The 23,220-nt window shown below is 54.0% G+C and carries 19 protein-coding genes; 13 read left to right on the top strand and 6 right to left on the bottom strand.

Going from position 1 to position 23,220, the window contains the following annotated elements:
• Positions 1-14: 14 nt before the first annotated feature.
• From KQI64_RS08665 to KQI64_RS08655, 3 genes are all read right to left on the bottom strand, one after another.
• Complete coding sequence (locus KQI64_RS08665) at positions 15-1,220, bottom strand: aspartate kinase (protein ID WP_216524285.1); 1,206 nt, start codon at positions 1,218-1,220, stop codon at positions 15-17.
• Between the two features lie 62 nt (positions 1,221-1,282).
• Positions 1,283-2,512, bottom strand: coding sequence for a homoserine dehydrogenase (locus KQI64_RS08660; RefSeq protein WP_216524284.1), 1,230 nt, complete (start codon positions 2,510-2,512; stop codon positions 1,283-1,285).
• 47 nt (positions 2,513-2,559) lie between these two features.
• Positions 2,560-4,959 carry a transglycosylase domain-containing protein gene (locus tag KQI64_RS08655; protein WP_216524283.1) on the bottom strand — a complete coding sequence of 800 codons (2,400 nt, stop codon included), beginning with the start codon at positions 4,957-4,959 and terminating at the stop codon, positions 2,560-2,562.
• A gap of 210 nt (positions 4,960-5,169) precedes the next feature.
• Between KQI64_RS08655 and KQI64_RS08650 the strand changes: the two genes are divergently transcribed.
• The 5 genes from KQI64_RS08650 to KQI64_RS08630 all read left to right on the top strand — a co-directional run bounded on the left by KQI64_RS08650 (position 5,170) and on the right by KQI64_RS08630 (position 9,450).
• On the top strand, positions 5,170-5,490 hold the full coding sequence (locus KQI64_RS08650; RefSeq protein WP_216524282.1) for a hypothetical protein: 321 nt from the start codon (positions 5,170-5,172) through the stop codon (positions 5,488-5,490).
• A 249-nt stretch (positions 5,491-5,739) separates the two neighbouring features.
• The gene (gene murI, locus KQI64_RS08645; protein WP_216524281.1) at positions 5,740-6,558 is read left to right on the top strand and encodes a glutamate racemase; all 819 of its coding nucleotides are present in this window, start codon (positions 5,740-5,742) and stop codon (positions 6,556-6,558) included.
• A gap of 7 nt (positions 6,559-6,565) precedes the next feature.
• The gene (locus tag KQI64_RS08640) at positions 6,566-7,000 is read left to right on the top strand and encodes a DUF1934 domain-containing protein (RefSeq protein ID WP_216524280.1); all 435 of its coding nucleotides are present in this window, start codon (positions 6,566-6,568) and stop codon (positions 6,998-7,000) included.
• A gap of 12 nt (positions 7,001-7,012) precedes the next feature.
• On the top strand, positions 7,013-8,749 hold the full coding sequence (gene argS / locus KQI64_RS08635) for an arginine--tRNA ligase (protein ID WP_216524279.1): 1,737 nt from the start codon (positions 7,013-7,015) through the stop codon (positions 8,747-8,749).
• A gap of 38 nt (positions 8,750-8,787) precedes the next feature.
• On the top strand, positions 8,788-9,450 hold the full coding sequence (locus KQI64_RS08630) for a hypothetical protein (protein WP_216524278.1): 663 nt from the start codon (positions 8,788-8,790) through the stop codon (positions 9,448-9,450).
• A 27-nt stretch (positions 9,451-9,477) separates the two neighbouring features.
• On the opposite strand, the gene KQI64_RS08625 is transcribed toward KQI64_RS08630, so the two are convergent.
• Positions 9,478-9,663 carry a dockerin type I repeat-containing protein gene (locus KQI64_RS08625; protein ID WP_216524277.1) on the bottom strand — a complete coding sequence of 62 codons (186 nt, stop codon included), beginning with the start codon at positions 9,661-9,663 and terminating at the stop codon, positions 9,478-9,480.
• Positions 9,664-9,829: 166 nt separating this feature from the next.
• On the opposite strand from KQI64_RS08625, the gene KQI64_RS08620 reads away from it, so the two are divergent.
• Both KQI64_RS08620 and KQI64_RS08615 read left to right on the top strand, forming a co-directional pair.
• Entirely contained in the window at positions 9,830-10,267 is a 438-nt protein-coding gene (locus KQI64_RS08620) for a LytTR family DNA-binding domain-containing protein (RefSeq protein WP_216524276.1), read from the top strand.
• Between the two features lies 1 nt (position 10,268).
• Positions 10,269-10,688 (top strand): DUF3021 domain-containing protein, encoded by a 420-nt coding sequence (locus KQI64_RS08615; protein WP_216524275.1) that lies wholly within the window; start codon positions 10,269-10,271, stop codon positions 10,686-10,688.
• Positions 10,689-10,729: 41 nt separating this feature from the next.
• Here KQI64_RS08615 and bcp read toward each other — a convergent pair whose 3' ends face one another.
• Entirely contained in the window at positions 10,730-11,185 is a 456-nt protein-coding gene (bcp, locus tag KQI64_RS08610; RefSeq protein ID WP_216524274.1) for a thioredoxin-dependent thiol peroxidase, read from the bottom strand.
• A gap of 108 nt (positions 11,186-11,293) precedes the next feature.
• Complete coding sequence (locus KQI64_RS08605) at positions 11,294-18,370, bottom strand: carboxypeptidase regulatory-like domain-containing protein (protein ID WP_216524273.1); 7,077 nt, start codon at positions 18,368-18,370, stop codon at positions 11,294-11,296.
• A gap of 347 nt (positions 18,371-18,717) precedes the next feature.
• Between KQI64_RS08605 and KQI64_RS10645 the strand changes: the two genes are divergently transcribed.
• The 6 genes from KQI64_RS10645 to KQI64_RS08575 all read left to right on the top strand — a co-directional run.
• Complete coding sequence (locus tag KQI64_RS10645; RefSeq protein WP_216524272.1) at positions 18,718-19,701, top strand: helix-turn-helix domain-containing protein; 984 nt, start codon at positions 18,718-18,720, stop codon at positions 19,699-19,701.
• Between the two features lie 412 nt (positions 19,702-20,113).
• Entirely contained in the window at positions 20,114-20,905 is a 792-nt protein-coding gene (locus KQI64_RS08595) for a signal peptidase I (protein WP_253289240.1), read from the top strand.
• Between the two features lie 16 nt (positions 20,906-20,921).
• Positions 20,922-22,499 (top strand): BsaA family SipW-dependent biofilm matrix protein, encoded by a 1,578-nt coding sequence (locus KQI64_RS08590; protein WP_216524271.1) that lies wholly within the window; start codon positions 20,922-20,924, stop codon positions 22,497-22,499.
• Between the two features lie 83 nt (positions 22,500-22,582).
• Positions 22,583-22,825: a hypothetical protein gene (locus KQI64_RS08585; RefSeq protein ID WP_216524270.1), complete on the top strand. Its 243-nt coding sequence runs from the start codon at positions 22,583-22,585 to the stop codon at positions 22,823-22,825.
• A 76-nt stretch (positions 22,826-22,901) separates the two neighbouring features.
• The gene (locus KQI64_RS08580) at positions 22,902-23,087 is read left to right on the top strand and encodes a hypothetical protein (protein ID WP_216524269.1); all 186 of its coding nucleotides are present in this window, start codon (positions 22,902-22,904) and stop codon (positions 23,085-23,087) included.
• The coding region (locus tag KQI64_RS08575) for a hypothetical protein (RefSeq protein ID WP_216524268.1) at positions 23,030-23,220 on the top strand (191 nt) is incomplete at its 3' end. The genes KQI64_RS08580 and KQI64_RS08575, both read left to right, overlap by 58 nt.

The raw sequence follows: 23,220 nt of genomic DNA, 5'->3' as shown, positions 1-23,220 counted from the left end.
TGCCGCGCGGATAATCAATCGAAGAATTTGCGGTGGATAGCTCTGACGGCTGCGTCGGCGTCGTCTGCGTTGATAAGTACCGAAATCTTGATCTCGGAGGTGCTGATCATGCGGATATTGATCTGAGCCTCGTAGAGAGCCTCGAACATCTTCGCCGCTACGCCCGCGTGGCTTTCCATGCCCGCGCCGACAATAGAAATCTTCGCTACGTCCTCGTCGAGGAGAATCTCGCTCGCGCCGTGAGAGATAACGTAATCCTCAAGAGCGTCTACGGCAGCCTGACCGTGAGACTTAGCTACGGTGAAGGAAATGTCCTTCTTGTCGTGCTGTCCGATCGACTGGAGAATGATGTCTACGTTGATGCCCTTCTTCGCGAGACGGGAGAACATCTTGAACGCGATACCCGGGGTGTTGGGTACGCCCTTGACTGAAATTCTGGCTACCTCTGTATCCTTAGCGACGCCGCTGATTAACATTTTTTCCATTTTTGTTTTCTCCTTTACGATTGTGCCGGGCGCCTGCGTCAGTGATGAGAGCACCTCAAGCTCGATGTTGTATTTCTTAGCCATTTCTACCGAACGGTTGTTGAGTACCTGCGCGCCGAGTGTCGCAAGCTCGAGCATTTCGTCGTATGAGATCTCGTCGAGCTTCTTCGCGTTCTCAACCTTGCGCGGGTCAGCCGTGAATACGCCTTCAACATCTGTGTAAATCTGGCAAAGGTCTGCGTGCATCGCCGCCGCGATTGCGACTGCGCTGGTGTCGGAGCCGCCTCTGCCGAGGGTGGTGATGTCGCCGCGCTTGTTTACCCCCTGGAAGCCCGCTACTACAACAATGTTGCGGCGGTCGATAGCCTCCTGGATCCTTGACGGGTCAACGCTCTTGATACGCGCCGCTGTGTGCGCTGAGGAGGTGTTGAAGCCTGCCTGCCAGCCTAAAAGCGAGGTGGCGTGATAGCCGAGCTTCTCAATAGCCATCGCAAGCAGCGCGATAGAGATCTGCTCGCCTGCCGCGAGAAGCATATCCTGCTCACGCTTTGAAGCCTTGGGGTTGATTTCCATCTGCTTGTCAACGAGAACGTCGGTAAAGTCGCCCTGCGCCGATACGACAACGACAACGTCGTTGCCCTTGGCGTAGGTGTCGGTTACGATCCTCGCCACGTTCATTACGCGTTCGGCGTCGGCAACTGAGGTGCCGCCGAATTTCTGAACAATCAAACTCATTACTAATATACTCCCTTTTTTAATCAGAACGCCTGCGCGTTCATAGAATGCTTGATTTTTTTTTACAGATCGCCGATGCGGATCGTCGAGAGGATCTCAACGCCGTCTGAGGCGAGCTTGTTGATTTTTTCGGTGAACTCACTGTAGGTCATAGCCTTGGTTGTGAATGCCGCTCTGTCGCCGCCGTGGGTGCTCAGCGACTGGATCGAGCCGAAGATGCCCTCTGCCTTGACTACAGCGTCCCTGCCCTTTACGCGGACATACATCGCAAATACGGACTCGCTGACGTTGATGATGTTGCTGCCGTCGCCGTCCGTCCAGAACAGGAAGCGTCTCTTTTTGAGGTGCTGGCAGCAGTCCACGATGTCGGCTACGACCGCGCTTGCGGTGGGCAGCTTGCCTGCGCCCTTGCCGTAGAATACTACGTCGCCGGTGCAGTCGCCGCGAACCATGATTCCGTTGAACTCGTTGTCGATGTTAGCGAGCTGGCTCTTGAGCGGAACAAGCATGGGCGCGGTGATGATGTCGATCTTGTTGTTATTGAGCTTTTTGACTCTTCCGATGAGCTTGATAACGCAGCCGAACTTCTCGGCGTACTTGACGTCCTCAAGCGTGATCTTGGTGATGCCCTCAGTATGTACGGAATCGGGATAGACGTGCTTTCCGAAGGCGAGAGAAGCGAGAATACAAATCTTGCGGCAGGCGTCGTGACCCTCGATATCAGCGGTGGGATCCTTTTCGGCGAAGCCCAGCTCCTGAGCGAGCTTGAGAGCGTCGGCAAACTGCATGCCGTCCTCGATCATCTTGGTGAGGATAAAGTTTGTGGTGCCGTTGAGGATACCGGCGATCTCGTCGACGATGTTGGCGACGAGGCACTGGTTCATCGGGCGGATAATCGGAATACCGCCGCCGACGGAGGCTTCAAAGAGGAAGTTCACGTTGTTTTCCTTAGCGAGAGCGAGCAGCTCTGCGCCGTACGCCGCGACAAGCTCCTTGTTTGAGGTGACAACGCTCTTGCCCGCCTTGATGCAGCGGGAAACGAACTCGTAGGACGGGTGAAGTCCGCCCATGACCTCAACAACAACGCGGATCTCGAGGTCATTGATGATTTCCTCAAAGTCCTTTGTGAATCTGTCCGCAATCGGGCTGTCGGGGAATTCGCGGAGGTCGAGAACCTTCTTGATGTAGATTTCCTCGCCCAGACGCGCGAACAGCTTCTGCTTGTGCGTCAGCAGGATTTCGGCGACGCCGGAGCCTACGACTCCGTGTCCCATAATTGCTATTGATACCATATTCTTACCATCCTTTTATTGTTACTTATATCCCATAAGCCTATAAACTAGTTGGGTACTTCCGCGTCGGCGGCGCTGCTTTGTCCGCCTCCGCCGCCTCCTCCTTCTTCGGGAGGAACAACGGGACCCTCTGAGCTCTCGGAGCCTGAGGACTGTCCGCCGCCGCCCGATGATGAGGACGAGGACTGTCCGCCGCCTGAGGAGTGGCTGCTTTCGCCGCCGCCGCCCGAGCTTTCTTCACCGCCGCCGCTGTAGGCGTTCCAGTCGTAGGTCGAGTCGTCGTACCACGCTGAGCCGAACGCCGGCATGTTGTCCTCGGTGTAGTAGCCGACGTACTTGCCGGACACGCTGTCGGTGGAGATCACAAGACCCGTGACGGGGTTGTAGGTCGCGGGAATGAGGTTCTTTGAGATCTTGTATTCCTTCTGCTCCTTGTCCTTGAGGTATTCGCCCATGACGTTGGCGAAGAACTTCGCGGAGCGCGTCTTGTCGGAAATAGTCTGGGGACTGTCAAAGCCCGTCCAGGTAGCCATGACCGCGTAGGGCGACATTCCGCAGAACCAGCAGTCGCGGTCGTTATCGGTGGTACCGGTCTTGCCGACGATATCCCAGCCCGAAACGCGCGCGTACATAGCGTAGGTGTTCTGTGAGTTTTCGACGTTGTAGTGCAGCAGGCGGTTCATAATGCCCGCTGTTTCCGCGGAATACGCCTGCTTGGGCACGGCGTCGCGGTTGTCGAGGATAATGTTGTCCTCGGAGTCGGTGATATAGTAGTAGGTGTAGGGCTTGTAGCTCAGACCCTCGTTGCCCATATAGGTGTATGCCGCAGCCATCTCGCGGACGGTGACGCCGCCGTTGAGACCGCCGATCGAAAGCGCGCCGGTGTTGACTCCGTCGAGCTCGGTGAGATGCTTGAAGTTCATCTTTGTGACAGCCTGCTCATAGGCGACCGAAGGTCCGCCGATAAGCTCCATGACCTGTACCGCGACGGCGTTCGAGGAGCGCTCGATAGCGTCGGGCAGGAGGATGTTGCCGAGATACGAGCCGTAGGCGTTCTTAGGACCGGAAATATAGCCGCCGGAGGCTTCATCGTACTCGTACTTCTCGATCGGTTCGTCGAGTACGGTCGACGAGAAGTAGAGCTGCTTGTTTTCGATAGCGATGGGGTATACAAAGAGGGGCTTTATCGAAGAACCGGGCTGCAAAGCGGAGTGAGCCGCTCTGTCCCAAGCGAGGTCGGTCGTCTTGCGGTTGGAGCTGCCGACGGTGGCGATGACCCTGCCGTCGAAGTCCATCAGAACCGAACCCAGCTCAATGCTCGGGTCGGCGCTCTTGTCGATAGCCATGGCTTCCTTCTCGATGTAGTTCTGCATCTTCTCGTCCATGGCGCAGTAGATTTTCAGACCCTCGGTGTAGATCTTCTCACTCGCCGCGTCGGGGCTGATGTTGTAGTAGAGCGCAAGGTCTTCGCGCAGGTCGTAGAAAAGCTGGTCGTAGTACCAGTTCTGAACGTCGCTGTCATCGTCCTCATCGTCCTCGGACGCGCTCTTGAAGCCTACGAAGGTCATCTTTGCGCTCTCGGACATAGCCTCGTCATATTCCTTCTTGGTCTTGATTATCCCCTGGTCGTACATCTCGCTGAGAATCAGCTCGCGGCGTTCGCGGTTGTTCTCGGGGTAAATCAGAGGATTCCAGCGCGAGGGGTTCTGGGTGATGCCGGCGATCGCGGCGCACTCGGCGAGAGAGCAGTCCTTGATGCTCTTGCCGAAGTACAGCTGAGCCGCCGCCTCGACGCCCTGACAGTTGTTTCCGTAGTTTACGACGTTGAGGTACGCCTCGAGGATCTGATCCTTGGTGTATTCCTGCTCGAGCTTGAGCGCCTTGCAGATCTCGCGCAGCTTACGGTTGATGCTCACCTCGTTGTCGTCGGTGATGTTCTTGATGAGCTGCTGGGTTATTGTGGATCCGCCGTAGGAATCGCTGCCCGTTGCGAGCATCGCGACCGCAGAGAGGGTACGCTGCCAGTCGACGCCGTTGTGCTCGTAAAAGCGCTTGTCCTCGATAGCGACCTGGGCTTCCTTCATGTAGTCGGGAATATTCTGGTTGTCGACCCAGATGCGGTTTTCCGTGCTGTAGAGCTTGCGCGATTCGGTGAACTCGCCGGTGTCGCTGTCCTTGATGAAGATGCGGCTGGTCTGGTTCATGGATTTAGCCTTGAGGTCGATACCCGTAGGCTCAGACGCGAGCGCAATGATGTAGATGGCAAGCGAGATTGCCGTGACTATGCCCGCGACCGCGAGCACGGAAAAAATTGTCAGCAAAAACTTGCCCAAGCCCTTGAAGAACCTTTTTGCGCTGCTCTCGCTCCGCTTGAAGGTGATTTCAGGCTGCTGCTCGGGTGTTTTGCCCATGTAGCTGCTGATATCAGTTTCACGTTTGTTACGCATAAGAACTCCTTATTTAAGTGGTAAGTGAAAACCCGTGACTGTACTTGTAAACATTAGTAAAATTTATTATAGCACTTTTTCGGGAAAAAATAAATATGTAATTCAAAATTTCAGATAAAAAAATTGTGTTTTTTACCACGTTATTTTATTCAAAAGGGTGAATAATACGCATTTCGACGGAGAAACTAAGAGAAAAAGGGAGTAATGGCTATGAAAAAAATCATATTGATATCTGTGACGGGCGTGATACTGATAGGCTGCGTGATAGCCTCGTCGGTTGCCGAACAGAGCGCCGCGGGCAGGATGAGCATGAGCCTGAGCGACAAGCTGCCCGACAGCAGCAAGCGCTTTGTTATGGCAGAGGACAAGGGCAGGGTAGTGGTGTACCGTCCGGGCGAGAGCGAGCCGTTTATGACCACCGACACATTTACCTACACTCTGCCGAAATCCGACAGGCAAAAGCTCGAACGCGGCATAATAATTGAGGGCGAGGCGGCGCTGAGAAAAACGCTCGAGGATTATTGCAGTTGAGAATTGAAAATGGAAAATTGAAAATGGAAAATTAAGGGTCGCTTCGCTCCGAGTTATATTTTTTGGCAGATCCGGTAAAGATACGCGCAGCAGCCGCAGATAATGATTTGATATAGCAAGAATCTATCCGGCAGCGGCGACGATCATTCCACTCTGAACTCTTTACAAACTCCTTTACATTTCCCTTGATTTGTGGTATGATGTAACGTGAATCATAATGCGAATCTTCAGGGAAAAGAAGGGATATGTATGTCGTCTGAGAACGCAATCGGTGTTTTTGACTCCGGTCTGGGCGGCTTGAGCGCCGTCAAGGAATTTCTGCGCGTGCTTCCGCAGGAAAAAATAATTTACTTCGGCGACACGGGACGCGTGCCGTACGGTACACGCAGCCGCGATACTATAAAAAAATACGCTGTTCAGGATGCGAATTTCCTTTTGAAGCACAAGGTCAAAATGATCGTCGCCGCCTGCGGCACCGTCAGCTCTGTCGCGGGTGATCTGCTCAGGGAAACCCTGCCCGTGCCCTATACGGGAGTCGTCAATCCCACAGCCTACACCGCCGTCAGGGTCACGAGAAACGGCAAAATCGGCGTTATCGGCACATCTGCGACCGTCAATTCGCACAGCTACAAGCTCCGCCTGCAAAAGCTCGAGCCGAAGGTTAAGGTATTCGAGCAGGCTTGTCCGCTCTTTGTTCCGCTCGTTGAGAACGGAATTATCGACCGCTGCGATATCATCACTATGGCGGTCGTCGCGAGGTACCTCTCGCCGCTCAAGGAACAGGGCGTCGACACGCTGATCCTCGGCTGCACGCATTTTCCGCTGCTGCGCGAGGCTATTCACGACTTCATGGGACCGGATGTACGGCTGATCGACTCCGGTCTTGAGACCGCCGTCTACGCCGCAAAGGTGCTCGGTCAGGAAAAACTGCTCTGCACCCGCTTTGAGCAGCCGCAGCCCGAGTTCTATGTCAGCGACACTCCCGACGGCTTCACCTCCGTCGCGGGGCTGTTCCTCGGCAGAAACATGGAGCACGCCGTGACGCAGATAGATATTGAGGAGTATTGAGGCGGTTATGACGGATAAGGATTTGAATCAGTACAGAATTACAATAATCGGCGAGCAGCTCGTCGACGGCGAACACAACAAGATAGAGGTTCTCACCGACGGCAAGTTCATGCGCAAGCGCGACCATTTCTACATAGGCTACCGTGAGTACGACGAGGACAATCCCTCGAAGGTCTACAACAACGTTATCCGCGTCGACGAGGATATGGTCACCATCAGCCGCACGGGTCCGCAGCGCTCGCGCCTGCTTCTGCAGAAGGGCAGACGTCATCAGTGCATTTACGAGACCGTCGCAGGCACCCTGTCGATCGGGGTATTTACAAGAACGCTCAACAGCACGCTCGGTGAAAACGGCGGCACGCTCGAGGTCAGCTACACCCTCGATTTTAATACGGACTTGGTAAGCGAGAACCGTTTTCATATTACAGTGGAAGAAAAGTAAGGGGTAATTATTATGGATACATACGCAAAGGCTGTCAGTCAGCTTAAAGCCGCGGTTGAAGCGGCTATGAAAAAGGCGATCGCCGCGGGCTCTCTGCCCGAAGCGGAGCTGCCCGAATTTATCGTAGAGGTTCCGGCGGACACCTCGCACGGCGACTTCGCCACAAACGCCGCTATGGCGGGCGCAAAGGCTTTCCGCATGCCGCCGTTCAAAATCGCTCAGGCTATCACCGAAAACCTCGGCCTCGGCGGCACCTTCTTTGAGAAGTGCGAGACCGCCGGTCCCGGATTCATCAACTTTTTCCTCGGCGCGGATTACTACACCGCTTCCGTCCGCGATATTCTCTCTGACCCCGAGGGCTACGGCTCGTCCGACTTCGGCAAGGGCGAAAAGGTGATGGTAGAGTTCGTCTCCGCAAATCCCACGGGTCCCATGCACATGGGCAACGCGCGCGGCGGCGCTCTCGGCGACTGTCTCGCTTCCGTTCTCGACAAGGCGGGATATCAGGCGTACCGCGAGTTTTACGTCAACGACGCGGGCAACCAGATCGAGAAGTTCGCCTGTTCCCTCGAGGCGCGCTATCTGCAGATATACAAGGGCGACGAGATAGAATTCCCCGAGGACGGATATCAGGGCGGCGACATCATTGACCTCGCAAACGAGTACAACAGCGAGTTCGGCGATATTCTGCTGAATGTCAGCTCCGACGAGCGCAAAAAGACTCTCGTTGACTACGCTCTGCCCAAGAACATCAAAAAGATGCAGGAGGACATGGCGGCTTACAAAATCACCTACGACAAGTGGTTCTTTGAGAGCGAGCTTCACAAGAGCGGCGCTGTAAAGGCTGTAGTCGACGAGCTGAGCGCGAAGGGTCTGACCTACGAGCTCGACGGCGCAATTTGGTACAAGAACAAGGAAGTCCTCACAAAGCAGCTTCTGAGTGAGGGCAAGACTCAGAAATATATCGACAATCTCGAGCTCAAGGACGACGTCCTTATCCGCAAGAACGGCAACCCGACCTACTTCGCGGCGGACATCGCCTATCACAAGAACAAGTTTGACCGCGGCTTTACGACCCTGATCGACGTATGGGGCGCCGACCACCACGGTCACGTTATGCGCATGAAGGGCGCTATGGACGCTGTCGGAAAAGACGGCTCTAAGCTCACCGTCGTTCTCATGCAGCTCGTAAAGCTCCTTCGCGACGGCAAGCCCGCCAAGATGAGCAAACGCACCGGCAAGGCTATACAGCTGCGCGATCTGCTCGAGGAGGTGCCCGTTGACAGCGCGAGGTTCCTGTTCAACACCCGCGAGGCTAACACCCAGATGGACTTTGACCTCGACGTCGCCGTCAAGCAGGACAACCAGAACCCCGTTTATTACGTGCAGTACGCCCACGCGAGGATATGCAGTATCTTCAAGGCGCTCAAATCCGACGGAATCACCCCGCGCGAATGCACCGACGCTGAGCTTGCGCTTCTGACCGCTCCCGAGGAGAAGGAATTGATTTCTCACCTCGCGCTCTACGGCAGCGAGATAATCTCGGCGGCGAAGGACTACGACCCGACCAAAATCACGCGCTACGTAACAAAGCTTGCGACTCTCTTCCACAAGTTCTACAACGCCTGCCGCGTTAAGGGCGAGGACGAGGGACTCATGCAGGCAAGGCTTGCGCTGTGCGAGTGCGTCAGGGCGGTAATCAGGAACGTTCTGACAATGTTCAACATCACCTGCCCGGATAGCATGTAGTGCCCGGGAAAAACTAACCTGCCAACTAACAACTGACTATGAATATGTTTAATAAAATAAGAAAATCACACCCTCAAAAATCCATGCCCAAAAAGCTCGCAATCACCTTCGCGGCGCTTCTCGCGGGCTTCGGGCTAGGTATTCTCACCGAGGTTTTCAGCGGCATGTCCGCGCGTGTGCTTCCGCAGTGGCTTGAAGCGGTCAATATCCGCAATTTCTTTACCACGCTCATGCCATGGGCTTTCGGCACGCTGATTATCTCTCTGTTCAGCAAAACTCCTCTGCGCGCGGCGATAAACGCAATCACATTTTCCGGCGGACTGCTGCTCGGCTGCTGCGTCTACCTCGGCGTGTTCCTGCACATTCTGCCCGACTGGAGCAATATCAGTTATTTTGTGATCCTGACGGCGGTATCTCCGCTCATTGCCGCGATCTGCTGGTTCGGACGCGGCGTCGGAACCGTCGCGGGCTTCGTCGCGGCGTTCATTCTCGCGTACTGGTTTTTGCAGGCGTTCAATTTCACGCGCACCTTTCAGGGCTTCGGAATCGACTTCACCTACGGAGTGCTTCCGCTGATACTTCTCGCGGCGGCGATCGGAATGCTCTGGCGCAGACCCCTGCAAATCCTGTTCTCGACGATCGGCGGCTTTATTATCGCGTATATCTACATACTGCTGCCTTTCTCAATACCTTATATATAGCAAAAACCGCCCGTTCGGGCGGTTTTTTTATAGCTCGGGAATTATCTCGGCAATGTATTTTTGGATTTGCGTCGCGTCGGAAATATCTGTTTTTCCGTCGTGGTTGGTATCGGCGACCTTCTTCTGCGTTTCGTCAAATTCGGTGTTTTCAGCAAGGTAGTTCTGCAGCTCCGTCACGTCTGTGACGTCGATTTTAGATGCGGCAAAAATCAAGCTGAGACGCGCAAAACACGTCTCAGCTTCTTATACAATTATAGCATATCGGATACCAAAAGTCACGCAAAAATACCGTTGACCGCGAAAAATTTACCGTTGAGCGAAATTTTGTGACAAACGGAAAAATCCGTGATATACTACAGACAATGGAGGTGCAAACAAGATGAAATTCATACTGAACATCGACAAATCCAGGGAGGAACAGGTGGAAGCGACGCTTCACGGCAAGGGCGATTTTTCGTACCGGCTCGAGGAGCTTGTGCTCGGCTACATCGGCGAGGACAGCATTACCGCCTACACCGAGGACGATATAAAAATCCTGAAATTCAGCGAGATAGAGTGTATCACCGTGGACGATTCAAAGACCTACGCTATCGATACCTCGGGTACGCGCTACAGGCTGAAAATGCGGCTCTATGAGCTTGGCGATATCCTTCCGGGCTACTTTATCAAAATAAATAAATCCTCTCTCGCAAACAGGACGAGGATAGAAAAATTCTCGGCGGCTTTTTCAGGCTCGGTAGACGTTATCTTCAAATGCGGCTACAGGGACTACGTTTCGAGAAGATGCTATGCAGACATTAAAAAGGAGTTGAAGTAAGATGAAAAAATTTATCATTGAATTCTTGAAGAGAGGCGCGATGTTCGCATCGCTCGGCCCCGTTATCGTGGCAATCGTTTATATCTTTCTCGGCGCGGGCGGTGTTGTTGAAACCGTATCGGTCACAAGGCTCGTAAGAGAGATTCTCACCTCGACGTTCATGGCGTTCATCGCGGCGGGAGTCAGCGCGGTCTACCATACCGAAAAGCTCCAGCTCGGCATGGCGGCGCTTATCCAGGGCGCCGTGCTGTTCCTCGACTACATCGGCATCTACCTGCTCAACGGCTGGCTGCCGCTCAAGTGGCAGGCGATAGCTCTGTTCACCGCGATCTTCGCCGGCGTGTTCCTTATCATCTGGGCGATAGTTTACCTGTGCATAAGAAATAATATCAATAAAATGAATAAGCAGCTTAACGGATAAAAAAAGGGCGGGCTCGAATGAGTCCGTCCTTTGCTTTGCCGTTATTCCAGCGCCCCGAGCATCTGCGAGGGATTGTCGGCTGCCTTTACCTTGCCGAACGCCTTGACGATAACTCCGTTTTCGTCGATCAGGTATGTGGTTCTGACAACGCCCATGCTGATTTTGCCGTAGTTTTTCTTTTCCTGCCACACGCCGTAAGCCTGAATGACTTCCTTCCCGGTGTCTGAGAGGAGAGTGAACGGCAGACCGTATTTTTCCTCAAATCTCTTGTGCGAGGCGACGGAGTCCTTGCTCACTCCGAGGACTACGGCGCCTTTTTCGCGGAACTGCGGATAAAGCTCGCCGAACGCGCAAGCCTGCTTTGTGCAGCCCGCGGTGTTGTCCTTAGGATAAAAATATAAAACCACCTTCTGACCTCTGTAATCCGAGAGCGAGTGCATTTCACCGTTCTGGTCGGGAAGAGTGAAGTCCGGCGCCTGTGTGCCGACAGATAACATAGTGATCACCTCCGTTTTTTATTTAGTATATCATTACTATGCGATAAAATCAATATAATAAAATCAGAGGCTGACCGTGCGGTCAGCCCCTTGCTTGTCTATGGGATATTATCCGAAATGATCTATGATCTCCGCGAGGAATTTCTGAATGGTCGTCGCGTCGTCGATCGTCAGATTTCCGTCGCCGGTAACATCGGCTGCGAGCGTCTGCGCATCGTCAAGCTTCTCGAGCTCGGCAAGCGCTTTCTGGAGCAGAGTCACGTCGTTGATGTCGATCGTGCCGTCCTTGTTCACGTCGCCTAAGGTGTAGTCAGGCTCAAAGGAAGTGTCAACGTAGATCTTCACGGTGTATTCGCCTGTTGTGACCTCGCTGGTGTTCGCGTCGAATTTTACCGCGATAGCCTTGAGAGTCATGTCGGAGGAGATGACGACGGTCGTGCCGCTCTTTGCAAGCTTGCCGTTTTCAGCGGTAGGCTCGCTGCCGTCGGTGGTGTAGATGATCTTCGCGCCGTCCTCAGCCTTGATCGTCACGGGAGTGTTTCTGTCGACCTCGCCGGGATTGACCGAGAATACCGGAGCAGCGAGCGTGCGCTTCTCGTCGGCGTAAACCGCGTCGCTGTAGGCGCTGACCATAGGCGTGCCCGCGTAGCTTGTAAGCTTTTCGCTGACCTTGACAAAGAATTCCTTGTCGAGCGGCAGATCGGCTCTCAGACGGACGGTCTTGGTGTAGTACGGAGCTTCGCCCCCGTAGTTGATGTTGGACGGAGCCTGCTCGCTGTCGAGCTTGTCGAGCTTGAACTCGAGGGGACTTCCGTCCTCGCCGAGAAGCTCGAAGTTCTCGCGGACAACGGTGCTTTCGTCCATGTACTTGCTGAACGTGATGTAAACGCCGTCGCTCTTTGCCGAGATGCTTTCGATCTCGGGAGCCGCGTAGCTGACGAGCGGAATGTTTACGTCGAGCTGAGGCGGAAGAACCGGCAGGTAGTTGGTGCCGTTGTGGTTTACGAGAGCCGCCGTGTCATTCTGGCTGCTGCCGCTGATATAGCCGTCCTTCTCGGCGATTACGTACCATTCGCCCTCGGGAACGTCCCAGCGGTAGAAGCCGTCGGCGTCGGTCGTCAGCGGGTTGTCCTGTCTGAGGTTGTCGCTGTCGTCCCACTGGCTCATCGGATTGCTTTCGCTTGCGTATCTGTAGAGCGTTACCGTAGCGCCCTCGATAGTGTTGCTCGCGACCGCCTCGTAAACGCGTCCGGACGGGTCGTGGGCGGGTATCACTTCAATGTCGATGTCGCCGCCGCCTGTGCTGCCGCCGCCTGTGCTGCCGCCGCTGTCATCGGGAGTGGGAGGAGCGGGTTCGGTGGGACCGGGATCAGTCGGTCCGGGATCAGTGGGTCCGGGATCAGTCGGTCCGGGGTTAGTCGGTCCGGGATTGGTGGGTCCGGGATTGGTGGGTCCGGGCTCTGTCTGACCGGGTTCTGTGGGTCCGGGTTCGGTCTGTCCGGGCTCTGTAGGTCCGGGCTGAGTCTGTCCGGGTTCGGTCTGACCGGGCTCTGTGGGATCGACGCTTCCGCCGCCGCCACCGCCGCCGGACGGTGTTTTCTTCTTTTTCTTCTTCATATCCTCGCCGACGATATCGCTTCTGGTCTTTATGTCGAAGCCCCACTTCTTGTACTTCTCAACGCGTTCCTCGGACTCGGTGATCTCGTCCTTGACCTGCTCGTCCTCGGCGATATAGGCGCGGTATTTTTCCATGAACTTCTCGGCAGCCGCGCTGACCTTTGAGTTTCTGGTATCGTTCGCCGCCGACATGATGAAGCACATCGCGTCGAGAATCAGCGAAGCCTCGGTGCCTACGCCCGGTGCGCAGCTCGCCGCGATCGAGAGATAGCCTATCTGCTCGGTTACTGTCTGGGTGAACTCGTCCTGGTGCTGGGCGTTCTCGATAGCCTGCTGCAGCTCGACCACCGCGTCAGCCATATCCCTGCTCTTCTGGAGCATTCTGTCCGCCTTGTACTTGTCGAGGGTGAAGTCGCCGAGAACGTTCGCGTTGTCGTGCTCCGCGGTATAGTTCGCGGCGGTCTTGACCTTGCCGTAGTAGCGGATATTGTCGCGTATCTGGGTGTAGACCGCGTCGTAGATGTCGTTGACGGTGGTTCCGCCCTCGACCACTCCCTCGTTGAGCTTGCTGACACTGTAAACTACGCTGCCCGCGGCTAAAGATTCCTTGGAAACGCCGGCGTAGAATATATTCTTGCCCTTGTTGATAGCCTTATCAAGACCGATATCGACGAGATCCATCGCCTTGCCTGTCTGCTTGTTGATGACCTTTACGCCGTTGAAGTAGGTCGCGGAAGCCATTTTGCCGTAGCAGAAGCCGCCGACGGAGATCGCTCCGCCTACATAGGTCTGGGCGCTTACTCTCTTGAAGTCGATCTCAAAGGAGATGCCCTGCTTTGTGAGATTGTCGCCGCCTACCTGAGCGCCGACAGCCTCGTCGTCGGGAGTTGAAACCGGGAATACGTTCGTGTCCTTATAGGAGAACGGAGCCTCCCATGTGCTGGGTATCTGGTAGCCTGAGGTGTGGATAGCCGAACGCACGCCGCCGGGCATCGTCGCGGTCTGGGTGCGGTACCACTTGCCTGCAGTAACGTCGCACATGTACTGAACCTCGAGGGTCGAGCCGATCATCACGCCGTCCTTGAACATGCGCGGGTCGTCCTCGGTTTTGGGGATTCCGCTGTAGATCTTTGTTATCTGGAGCGACGGAACGGGCTTTGCGTCCTGAGCGTAGTAGAACTTGCCGCTGAACAGATAGATCTTGTGACCCGTGTTCTCGTCGAGATAGCTGTAGGTCTGGTAGCCCTTTTCCTGAAGCTCGACCATCTTGAGGTGGAGGTTCTGGGCGTTTACGGTCCACTTCGGCTCGTCGGTGTAGGTGCGTATCTCAGCCTTGTCCGCGGGAACCTTTGCCGCCGCCTGTTCAGCGGTCAGCGTCTTGAAGGTGCCTTCGCCCTCGCCCTGATTGAGCTTCCATACCATGGCGTTGTACAGGTCGTTGGAGGTGACCTCCTTTTCCTCGTCGTTCGCGCTGACGGGGTCTGAGCCTTCGCCGCTGTAGCCCTCCATGGTGAGCTTGATCAGATCTTTGATGTATGAGTCTGAGCTTTCTCCCTTGCCCTTGACGCCGAGGTCGACGTTTATGTTGCTTTCGGTGCCGTCAGCTTCGGTGAAGGTGTCGGCGTAGGTGTGGTCTGCTGCCTTTGAGCGGTAGAGCACCTTGACGCCCGTGGGATAAACGTGCTCAAAGTGCAGGGTATTAGTGTACCAGCGGGTCTGGTTGGTATTGGACTCCGCCTTGACGATGCGGTCGCCGTCGACCGTGGTGATCTTGAAGAATACCTTGCCCGTGACGTCCTCGCCGTTTATGCAGTAGGTCACGTCGTCGAGCCGGTCGGGATTGTCGATCGCCGCCGCTACTTGGCAGGTGTAGCCGCCGACTCCGGTGATATAGCTCAGCTTTGCGCCGGGCTTCATCTCGTTGCCGTTGAACCATATCGTTCTCAGACACGCGCCGCCGGGATTGTAGGTGCTGATCGCCTCGGCGTACATCGTCTTGCCGCCGGAGGTGACCTCGGCGCGTATCTTGTGCGCGGTATCCTCAGAGGCGATTTTCAGCGTGCCGGAGTATCTGCCGTTATTGTTTGACGTTGCCTTTGCGACGGGAGTGCCGTTATCATAGAGGGTGACATCGGTGTTGGGATCGGTGTCGCCGTAGAAGGACAGGCTGTCAGGAGTGTACACGGCATGACCGTCCGCGTTTGTTTTCTTGGTGGAGGTGATCGCGTCCGCGACTCTCAGGGAGATGTTGGGCGCGTAGGCGGTGACGGATTCTCCGATCAGGTACTTCTGACCTCCGTTTCCAACGGCTTTCAGCTTGAACAGCAGATCGTCCGTTGTGGCGGTGGCGCGCTGCTCCACATAGAACGTGATGCGCATCGGGTAGGACCAGTCGATCTGCGGATTATCTTTTTTCCAGATATTGTTATGCTCAATGCCCGCCGTCTTGCCGTTGATGACGACGCCCTTGACGCCGGAATCCCAATTCAAATACCGGCTGTCATAGAGATAGAATACCAGCCGATCGATATCAAAATCGTTGCGGATCGTGCATTCGATCTTGTAGGTATCGCCCTTCGGCGCGGACAAGGGCGCGGTAACGGAGCCGCCGAGGGTGTTTTCGGGTTCGCTGCTCACGGGTGCGGTCAGATAAGCGGTTTTTTCAGGTGTTGCCTCCAGCTCCTGAGAGCCCAGAACGGAATCTGTGTCTGACCTGTCGCGGATCTCCACGCGGTAATGACCCTCAGGCACATAAAACGTGGTGTTGGGACTTCTGGTAGAGAAATAATTGCGGTCTGCGTCCGTTGAGATCACATACAGAATTTGCTGCTCTGCATTATATTCCGCCACGCGCTCTCCGAGCTCATTGCAGCCTCCGGCGTCGATTTTGCCGTTGAACGCGGGATTCATCGTCAGGCTGCCGCTGCCGTTGGTGACCTCAACGGATTCCTCGCAATGGCCGTAGGCAAGCATGCGGGAAGAAACATACACTTTAAACGTACCGTTCGCGTCATACGGAACCGGCAGAAGGAACGAGGCGCCGCTCTGATTGCCGAGCGATCTGATATAATTGCCGGAACCTATCTTACCTGACCAATGGATGCTCGCGTCTGTCAGCGGTCGTTCAAAGGTCAGCGAGATGTAGCGCACGGGCGTAACGGTAATGTCATGCTCCGTATCCGCGCCGACGGAGGCGAGGGAATCTTCCGTGTCTACATATCCGTCCGCGGTGATGCTGAGCTTCGCCAGCTTTTCCGCGAAAAGTCCCTCGAACCGGTAATCGCCGTTTTCGTCGCTGACGGCGGAGAAGGTGACGGTTCTGCCGTTGATAAACTGCGAGCAGATGATGGACGCGCCTGCGACAAGCTTGTCATCGCGGTCGGTCACCTTGCCGCGGATCACGCCGGTCTTGTCTAGCTTGGGAACGTCCAGCTTGATCTCGGTGCCCGAGAGGGTAACGGAGACGGGCTTGTCGTAGATGTCATAGATGGCGCGCGCGGTATCGCCGTAGCTGTTGTAACAGAACGACGTGGTCAGCTCGTCGTCCTCACTCAGGGTGGCGAGGCGGAACGTCGGCGTCTCCCACGAATTTTCGGGCTGAGAAACAATGATGGCGTCATGTTGATTGATGCGAACAATGATGCTGCTGAACTCCTTGGGGAGCCCGACGACCGTGTATTCGGTGATGCCCGAAACGGCCGCGTTGGCGGTCAGGCTGTTGCCGTCCGCAACGATCTCGCCGCTTGTTGCCTTGACCGCTCTGCCCGCGGCGTCGGATACATACAGCGTAAAGCTCTCGACAGCAGCGCGTCCCTCGAGCAGATCGGGGAAGAACATGGTGTCCGCGTTCACGGTGCGTTCCAGAACCGAGCCGTCCGCGAGCTGAATTGATAAATAAGTATAGTAGTCCTTGAGCGCGCTGAAATTGTTGACCTTGAGCGAAACGCTGCCCGCGTTCGGAGTCACGGTCGACGCGCCCGGGTTGAAGCTTATGTTGTTGTGCTGTCCCTCAGCGAGCGTGAAGGAAGCCGTCGGGTTTGCATAGCTGACCGACGCGCCGTTCATCGACGCCGTCAGGGTGACTTTGTATTCGCCCACCGGGAAGCCGTCAAGGCTGAAGGCTCTGCCTTCGCCGATCATGCCGTTGCCGATGTCCATCGTCTTTGCAAAGGAGCCGTCCGTCTTTTCAAAGGTCAGGGTGTGAGCCGCCTTGTCGGTGACGGAGGAAGCGAAGGTGAGCATATTTGTCGGTTCCTTGACAAGAATGCGGTAGCGCACGGGAAGGGTGTCGAGCGATACGCCGTCGACCGTCTCGGTGGCGGTGGCGTACAGCGAATACACGCCCGCCGATCTCGGCTTTCCGCTGAGCTTGCCCTTGCTGTCGATATTCAGCCATTCCGAGGCGCTGCCCGTGATGCTGAAATCGGTGATCCGTCCGCCGTTCGCGGGCGAGGCGTGAAGCTGCGCGGTGTAGAATTTGCCCATAAGAGCATCGTCAAGCTCCGCGGCTTCCAGAGTCGGGAACATCATCACGTTCGCCGCCTGAGGCACTATATCCACATTTGCCAGCGGTTCGCCGAGATTGTCGACGACTGCCCACTCGGTCTCGCTGAAGCTTTCCTCGGTGACGAGCTGATAGTTCGGGTCGTACGCCTCCAGCGTAAGATCCTCGAGGTTGTTCTTGTAGCGCTGGTACAGGTCGGTATCCTCCCAGACATAGATCTGGGTGATCGTGGAATACCAGACGTACTTATCGTTCTCATGCCGCACCTCGCGCAGGGTAAAGGACACCGCCTTCATCGTCTTGCGGTCCTTTGCGCGTGTGGCGGAGGAATGGACGGTGCGCCTGCATGCAAAATACTCCGTCTCCGCGTACTGGGAATACTGCGCGTACGGATGCGTCGGGTTGTAGTAGATATCCTCGCCGTAGGACGACATGCTCAGATCGTATGAGGGGTGAAGCGCGGGCGTCGTGCTGCGGACGCGTCCCGGCTTGCCGCCGCTGCGCTCCTTGCCGCTGAACCGGAGAGGATTCTCGGACGAGGAATCGTAGACCGTGATGCCGCCGCCCTCAGCGGTGACTCTGGCGTCGGGTCCCACCGAAAATACCGCGGGAGCGCCCTCAGCCATGACGGTGATGCCGAACGTGGTAAGGGTGCCGTCGCCGGTGATAAACGCCGAGGCTCCCCAGCCGTCGCCCCAGATGTTTACGCCGTTTGCTACGGTGTTTTTGCCGATGAGTCTGATCTTGAAATCCTCGCCCATCTTGTTGGTCTCGATCGCCGAGCCCGAAAAGTTGTTGAGCGTCAGCGTGTTGGTATCCGGATCATAGGAGCCGGCTCCGTCAAGAACCGTCGCCGCGCCTGTCTTGACCCTGTAGGGGTACTTCCACGCGTAGCCGTCGTTGAGAGCGACGTATGCGCTTGCGGACGCGGGTCCGTTTTCGCCGACGGATTCGTCAGCTTCCTTCTGAGCGGCGAACGCCGTCACGGGTATCATCGTCACGCACATCAGCAGTGCGAGAATGATCGAAACCGCGCGGACGGACGTCCTGTTAAGTCGTTTCATAAGTTGTCCTCCTTTTTTAAAAATTTAGTGCTTCTCACCAAATATTTATATAATTATAGTATAAAAATTCAAGTACGTCTATGGCATGAACCTGCTACTGACAAAAAAATATTAGTACTTACGCAAAATAAGCGGACTTTTTGGCGCGTAAAGGCTTTTGATCCCGCGCAGAGGTTTTTGTTATTTGCGATGGCTTTGCGATGCGCGGACTTGCTGCCGTGAAAAAAATAATTGGCAGATTTTGGTTCTAAAAGGTGCAATAGTTCTGAAAGTGGGTAGCATTATTTCATCAAATGTGATAACATTAAATAATAATATGGGTATTTATGCTGAAAGTTGGGATGTCTGTGAAAAAAAAGATAAGTCATTTACAGGAAGACGGAACGCTGATCAAGGACAGAAAAAAACGCACTGAGTATGAGCTTCCGAACGGCGGGCGTATAATTTCATATCAGCCCTATAAGAGCATGCAGATAATCTTCTTCGACATCCGCTCGCCGTGGCTCCCCGATCTGTGGAAGCTCGGCTTCCGCAAGGGCGGAGATACGCGGTTCCTGAGAACTCTTATCTGCAGGCAGGGGAGCTGCTTATTTACCGTGAACGGCGTTACCAATACGCTGCCGCAGGGTCAGGTCATGATGGACTACGGGATCGGCGACGACGGGACGTTTAACTTTACCGCCGATGAATTCAGGGGCGTTGAGATCGCGTTCCAGCCGAACGAGCTTGTAAATGAAAGCGCAATGTTCAGAATGCTCCGCTTCGTTATCGAGGGCATGATGCTCCCCGAGGAGGATATCTTCGACAGCGACGGATATCTTTTCCCGTATTCAAAGAACACCGAGCAGACCGTTGACAAGCTGTTTGAATCGGGAATGAACGGCGAGAACCTCATGGTGCTCACCCACACGGTCGAGGTCGGAAACAATCTCGGAGGAGATCTGAAGCGTCTGAGCATGTCGGGAAGGAAAAAATCAGACGAAAAGCAGCAGAAGATCGCCGAGGATATCTACACCTGCCTGACCGAGAATTTTGAGCAGAAAAACACCGCGGCGCATTTTGCGGCGAAGTACGACGTAAGCGACACGGCGGTAAAGAATTATTTCAGAAATTACTACGGCTACGGCTACAAGGAATATCAGACAAAGGTGCGTATGGAATGGGCTGCCGAAAGGCTCGTTGAAACCGACTGGTCGATCGGATATATCTCCGAGCGCGCCGGATACGCCAAGCACACAAAATTCACCGCCGCCTTCAAAAAATATTACGGCGTGACTCCGAGCGTGTACCGCCGCAACGAAAAGCGCGTCAAGGCAGAGGAAAATAAGTAAAAATGACCGGCTCAGAGGGATAATGAGCCGGTTTTTAGTTGGCAGTTGGGTAGTTGGTAGTTGGTAGTTGGTAGTTGGGTAGTAGGTAGTTGGGTAGTTGGTAGTAGGTAGTTGGTAGTTGTTGGTCGCTTCACTACGAATATAAATCGGGTGCGGGCAGAGCCCGCCATTCATTGTCAATTGTCCATTGTCCATTGTCAATTAAAAAATCGCTGCGGACGGAGATGATTTATGTCATTTCCGCCCGCTTGTTTTTTGCAAAGTTCTGATTTGGATAAAATGTCAAAAAGAATACTTTTTTGTGAAAAAAGATTGACATCAGCCCAATCGGGTGTTATTACATACATATAATTGCGTTACTATACGTGTTTGTTTTTTTGTGATATTTTAATAACGAGGAGAGTGGTTGACTTTGAACAATAAAATCGAAAGTGAGCAGAAGGGCGGCTCACGCGCGGGATTTAAGGCATTGCGGATATTCCGCACAGTATTTATATATGTATTGGCGGCGGGAATAATCATTTCCGCGCTGATGTTCGCGGCTTCGGTGAACCCGAGCAAGTCTCTTTTTGGATACCGATATTACACGGTTCTTACTCCGTCAATGGAACCGGCGTACAGCGTAGGTGATATGGTGTTCGTGAAGATAGAAAATGCCGACAACATCAATGTCGGCGACGTCATTACCTTTAACCCTTCGTCGGACGGCGAAGCGTACCTGACCCACCGGGTGGTTGAAAAGCTTCCCGATTACCAAGGCACGGGCGTTACGTGCTTCAAGACAAAGGGTGACGCTAATGACAGCGAAGATACATTCCTGATAGATGAGGAACGCGTGGTCGGCGTGGTGACCTTCAAGATTCCCGTGATGGGATACGTCGTAAGGTTCGTACAGATGCGGTGGTATTTCATTGTTCCGATCATCGCGCTGATATTCGTGTTCTTCAAGCTAATGGGAATTTACCTTGCTCCCTCCAGGAAGCAGGCAGAAGAGGAAACGCAGTCTGAAAACGGAGATGCTTCCGTGGATTCTCCGCCCGTAACGGAAGCGACTTCCAAATCAGAGATGGCTGCTGATAAGGAAGCCGTTCTCCAAACGGAATCGGGTTCCGGAAAGGAAGCGGTTGCCGCTCAGACAGGCGAGACCGAAGCTGCCGGTGAAAAGGAAGAGGACAAGGCGGATGATGAATCCAAAAAAATTTAAGAAAGGAAAGATTTAGATGACAACCAAGAAAAAGAAATCAGCAAAGCAAAGACGCGTACTGATTGTTGCCTTGATAGTTGCCGTAGCCATCGTAGCGGCTTCGACCTTTGCGTGGTTCTCGTCCAAGGACGAAGTCACCAACCGTCTGACCGCGTCGGCAAACTACAATGTATCAATCGTCGAAGACTTCCAGCCTCCCGCAGACTGGCTCCCCGGACAGACAATCAACAAGGACGTTGCGGCGGTCAACACCGGCAACGTGGACGCATTCGTAAGAATGTGGCTCGGCGGCTCTTTAAGAGTACTTAAGGAAGATTCAACACCGGCAAATATGGTAGTAGCTGAAGGTGTAAATTCGGCTGCAACCGGATTAACAAAAGTTGATGATGCAAGCAAAACAAAGCTCGGATTGAATTATTATAAAAATATCGGTACAACGGAGGCTCCTGTATATCGGTATTATAAAACCTTGAGTACAGCTCAGATTGATAACCCTCAGGATGCAAACCACGCACAGAATAATGGCTCACTTGAAGAAAATAATGAATTTGCTAAGTTCAGCGAGGTTCAGTCCATGCAGGCTGCAGGCGTTCTGGTTTACGCTCCCGATGATGCGAGCTACACCTGGACATTAGAGCAGGGTACTGATTTGTGGGTTTACAGCGGTGCCAACGCAGAACCGACATACACAAACATTGCAAAGGGCACAACCGTAGGTTCTGTCAGCTCAACCGTTACCACCAAGATTGCGGGCGGCTCAACAGCTGCTACTGCCGGCGGAAACTACTACGGCGCTATCGACGCTTCCACCTTCAAACCTCAGACCACAGGTCTGTATCTGTTCAGAAGAAATATCGGCGAAACTCCCGACGGTACTCCGAACACTTATGAATACAGCGGCTATTACTATGATGCAGCTGTTGATGATACGAATGGCGGTACATATTTTGCGCTCTATACCTTGGATGGTGCGAACGGACATTCCGATTACGTATTGCCTGAAGGTGTAATTAATGATAACAGTTCTTCAGATCCCAGCTCCGATCAAGTTCTGCCTGTAACATTTGCGGCAAACCAGCATGCGTATCTGAGCACTGCGACAGAAGATTTGTATCAGACTGATGATATGACTTGGACTTACAACGCAGCTCAGAAGAAGTTCACTATCGTAAAAGAAGTTGTTAATGATAAGCCGATTTCCATTGAAGTGCTTCTTACAAACGTTGGTACCGATGCGGAACAGTGGACTGCAATTGAGGATAATGCAACAAGCAATAAAAAACCTCAGAAGACCACATTCTACTATAACAACGACCTCGAGGCGGGCGACACAACCAGAAAGCTCGTTGAAAGCGTAACGCTTAGTGAAGATACAAAGGTTGGCGCATATCTCGCATTTGACTTTGATCTTAATGTATTCTTAGATTCTATCCAGGTTACTTTGGATGAAGCTGGTAAGGAAGGAAATAACACCGTCAAGGACGGTTGGGCTGTTGATGTCAACACCACAACCGGCGGCAATGATACTCTGAATCCTCATCCGATCATGCCTGCAAAGGGTACAATATCTTTATCAGCCCGGCAGCGAGATTGAGAAGATGACTTGGGAGATTCCGACTACCTGATTCACCCCCACACCATAGCACCTGAATAATTAACAGAAAGGAGGCTGCCGGCATGTCACAATTTCATAAAAAAATACTGGCGGTGCTGTGCAGCCTCCTTATCGGCTTGTGCAGCATCAGCACAGCCTTTGCGGAGACTTCTTTACCGGACGGAGCGGTAAAGGGGCTTCCGGAGAGGTTGGCGGCTCTCGACGACGAGGGCAATCCCGTAAACAGCGAATATTCTCTATTTCAATCGCAGCAAGGCGACCTTCCAGAGCAGGGACGGCAAAAACTGGACGGTCACCGGAATTGAGGTTCCAAAGTACGACCAGGACGGACGTGAGATCGCTTACCGTCCCGTTGAGATTTATTCCCAACATCCCGACAATATGGATTTCTACTCCAGATATTCGTGGAATGTAACTACCGATAACCTGCTCACGACTTACGAGTACGTCGCCACCAACTACCAGACGACTCCCGGCGACGAATACGCCGAGATCGCTATCAACAAGGAATGGGTCGACGACGGCGAGCAGGAGTACAGAAAGGCGAAACAGAGCAGGAGTACCTGACAAACGCCCTTGCAACTCTGGGGGCGGATTACAGCGACACAAGCCCGCTCTGGACATACTGGGAGAAGATCGCCGTCAGGTCAACAGACTCGAACGGACAGATCACGTTTGAAGGTCATATGTTCGGCACCTA

The sequence above is a fragment of the Lachnoclostridium sp. MSJ-17 genome, from assembly GCF_018918205.1.
Lineage (GTDB): Bacteria > Bacillota > Clostridia > Oscillospirales > Acutalibacteraceae > Ruminococcoides.
Note: the sequence above shows the minus strand (reverse complement) of the source record. Positions and strands in the feature narration are given on the sequence as shown.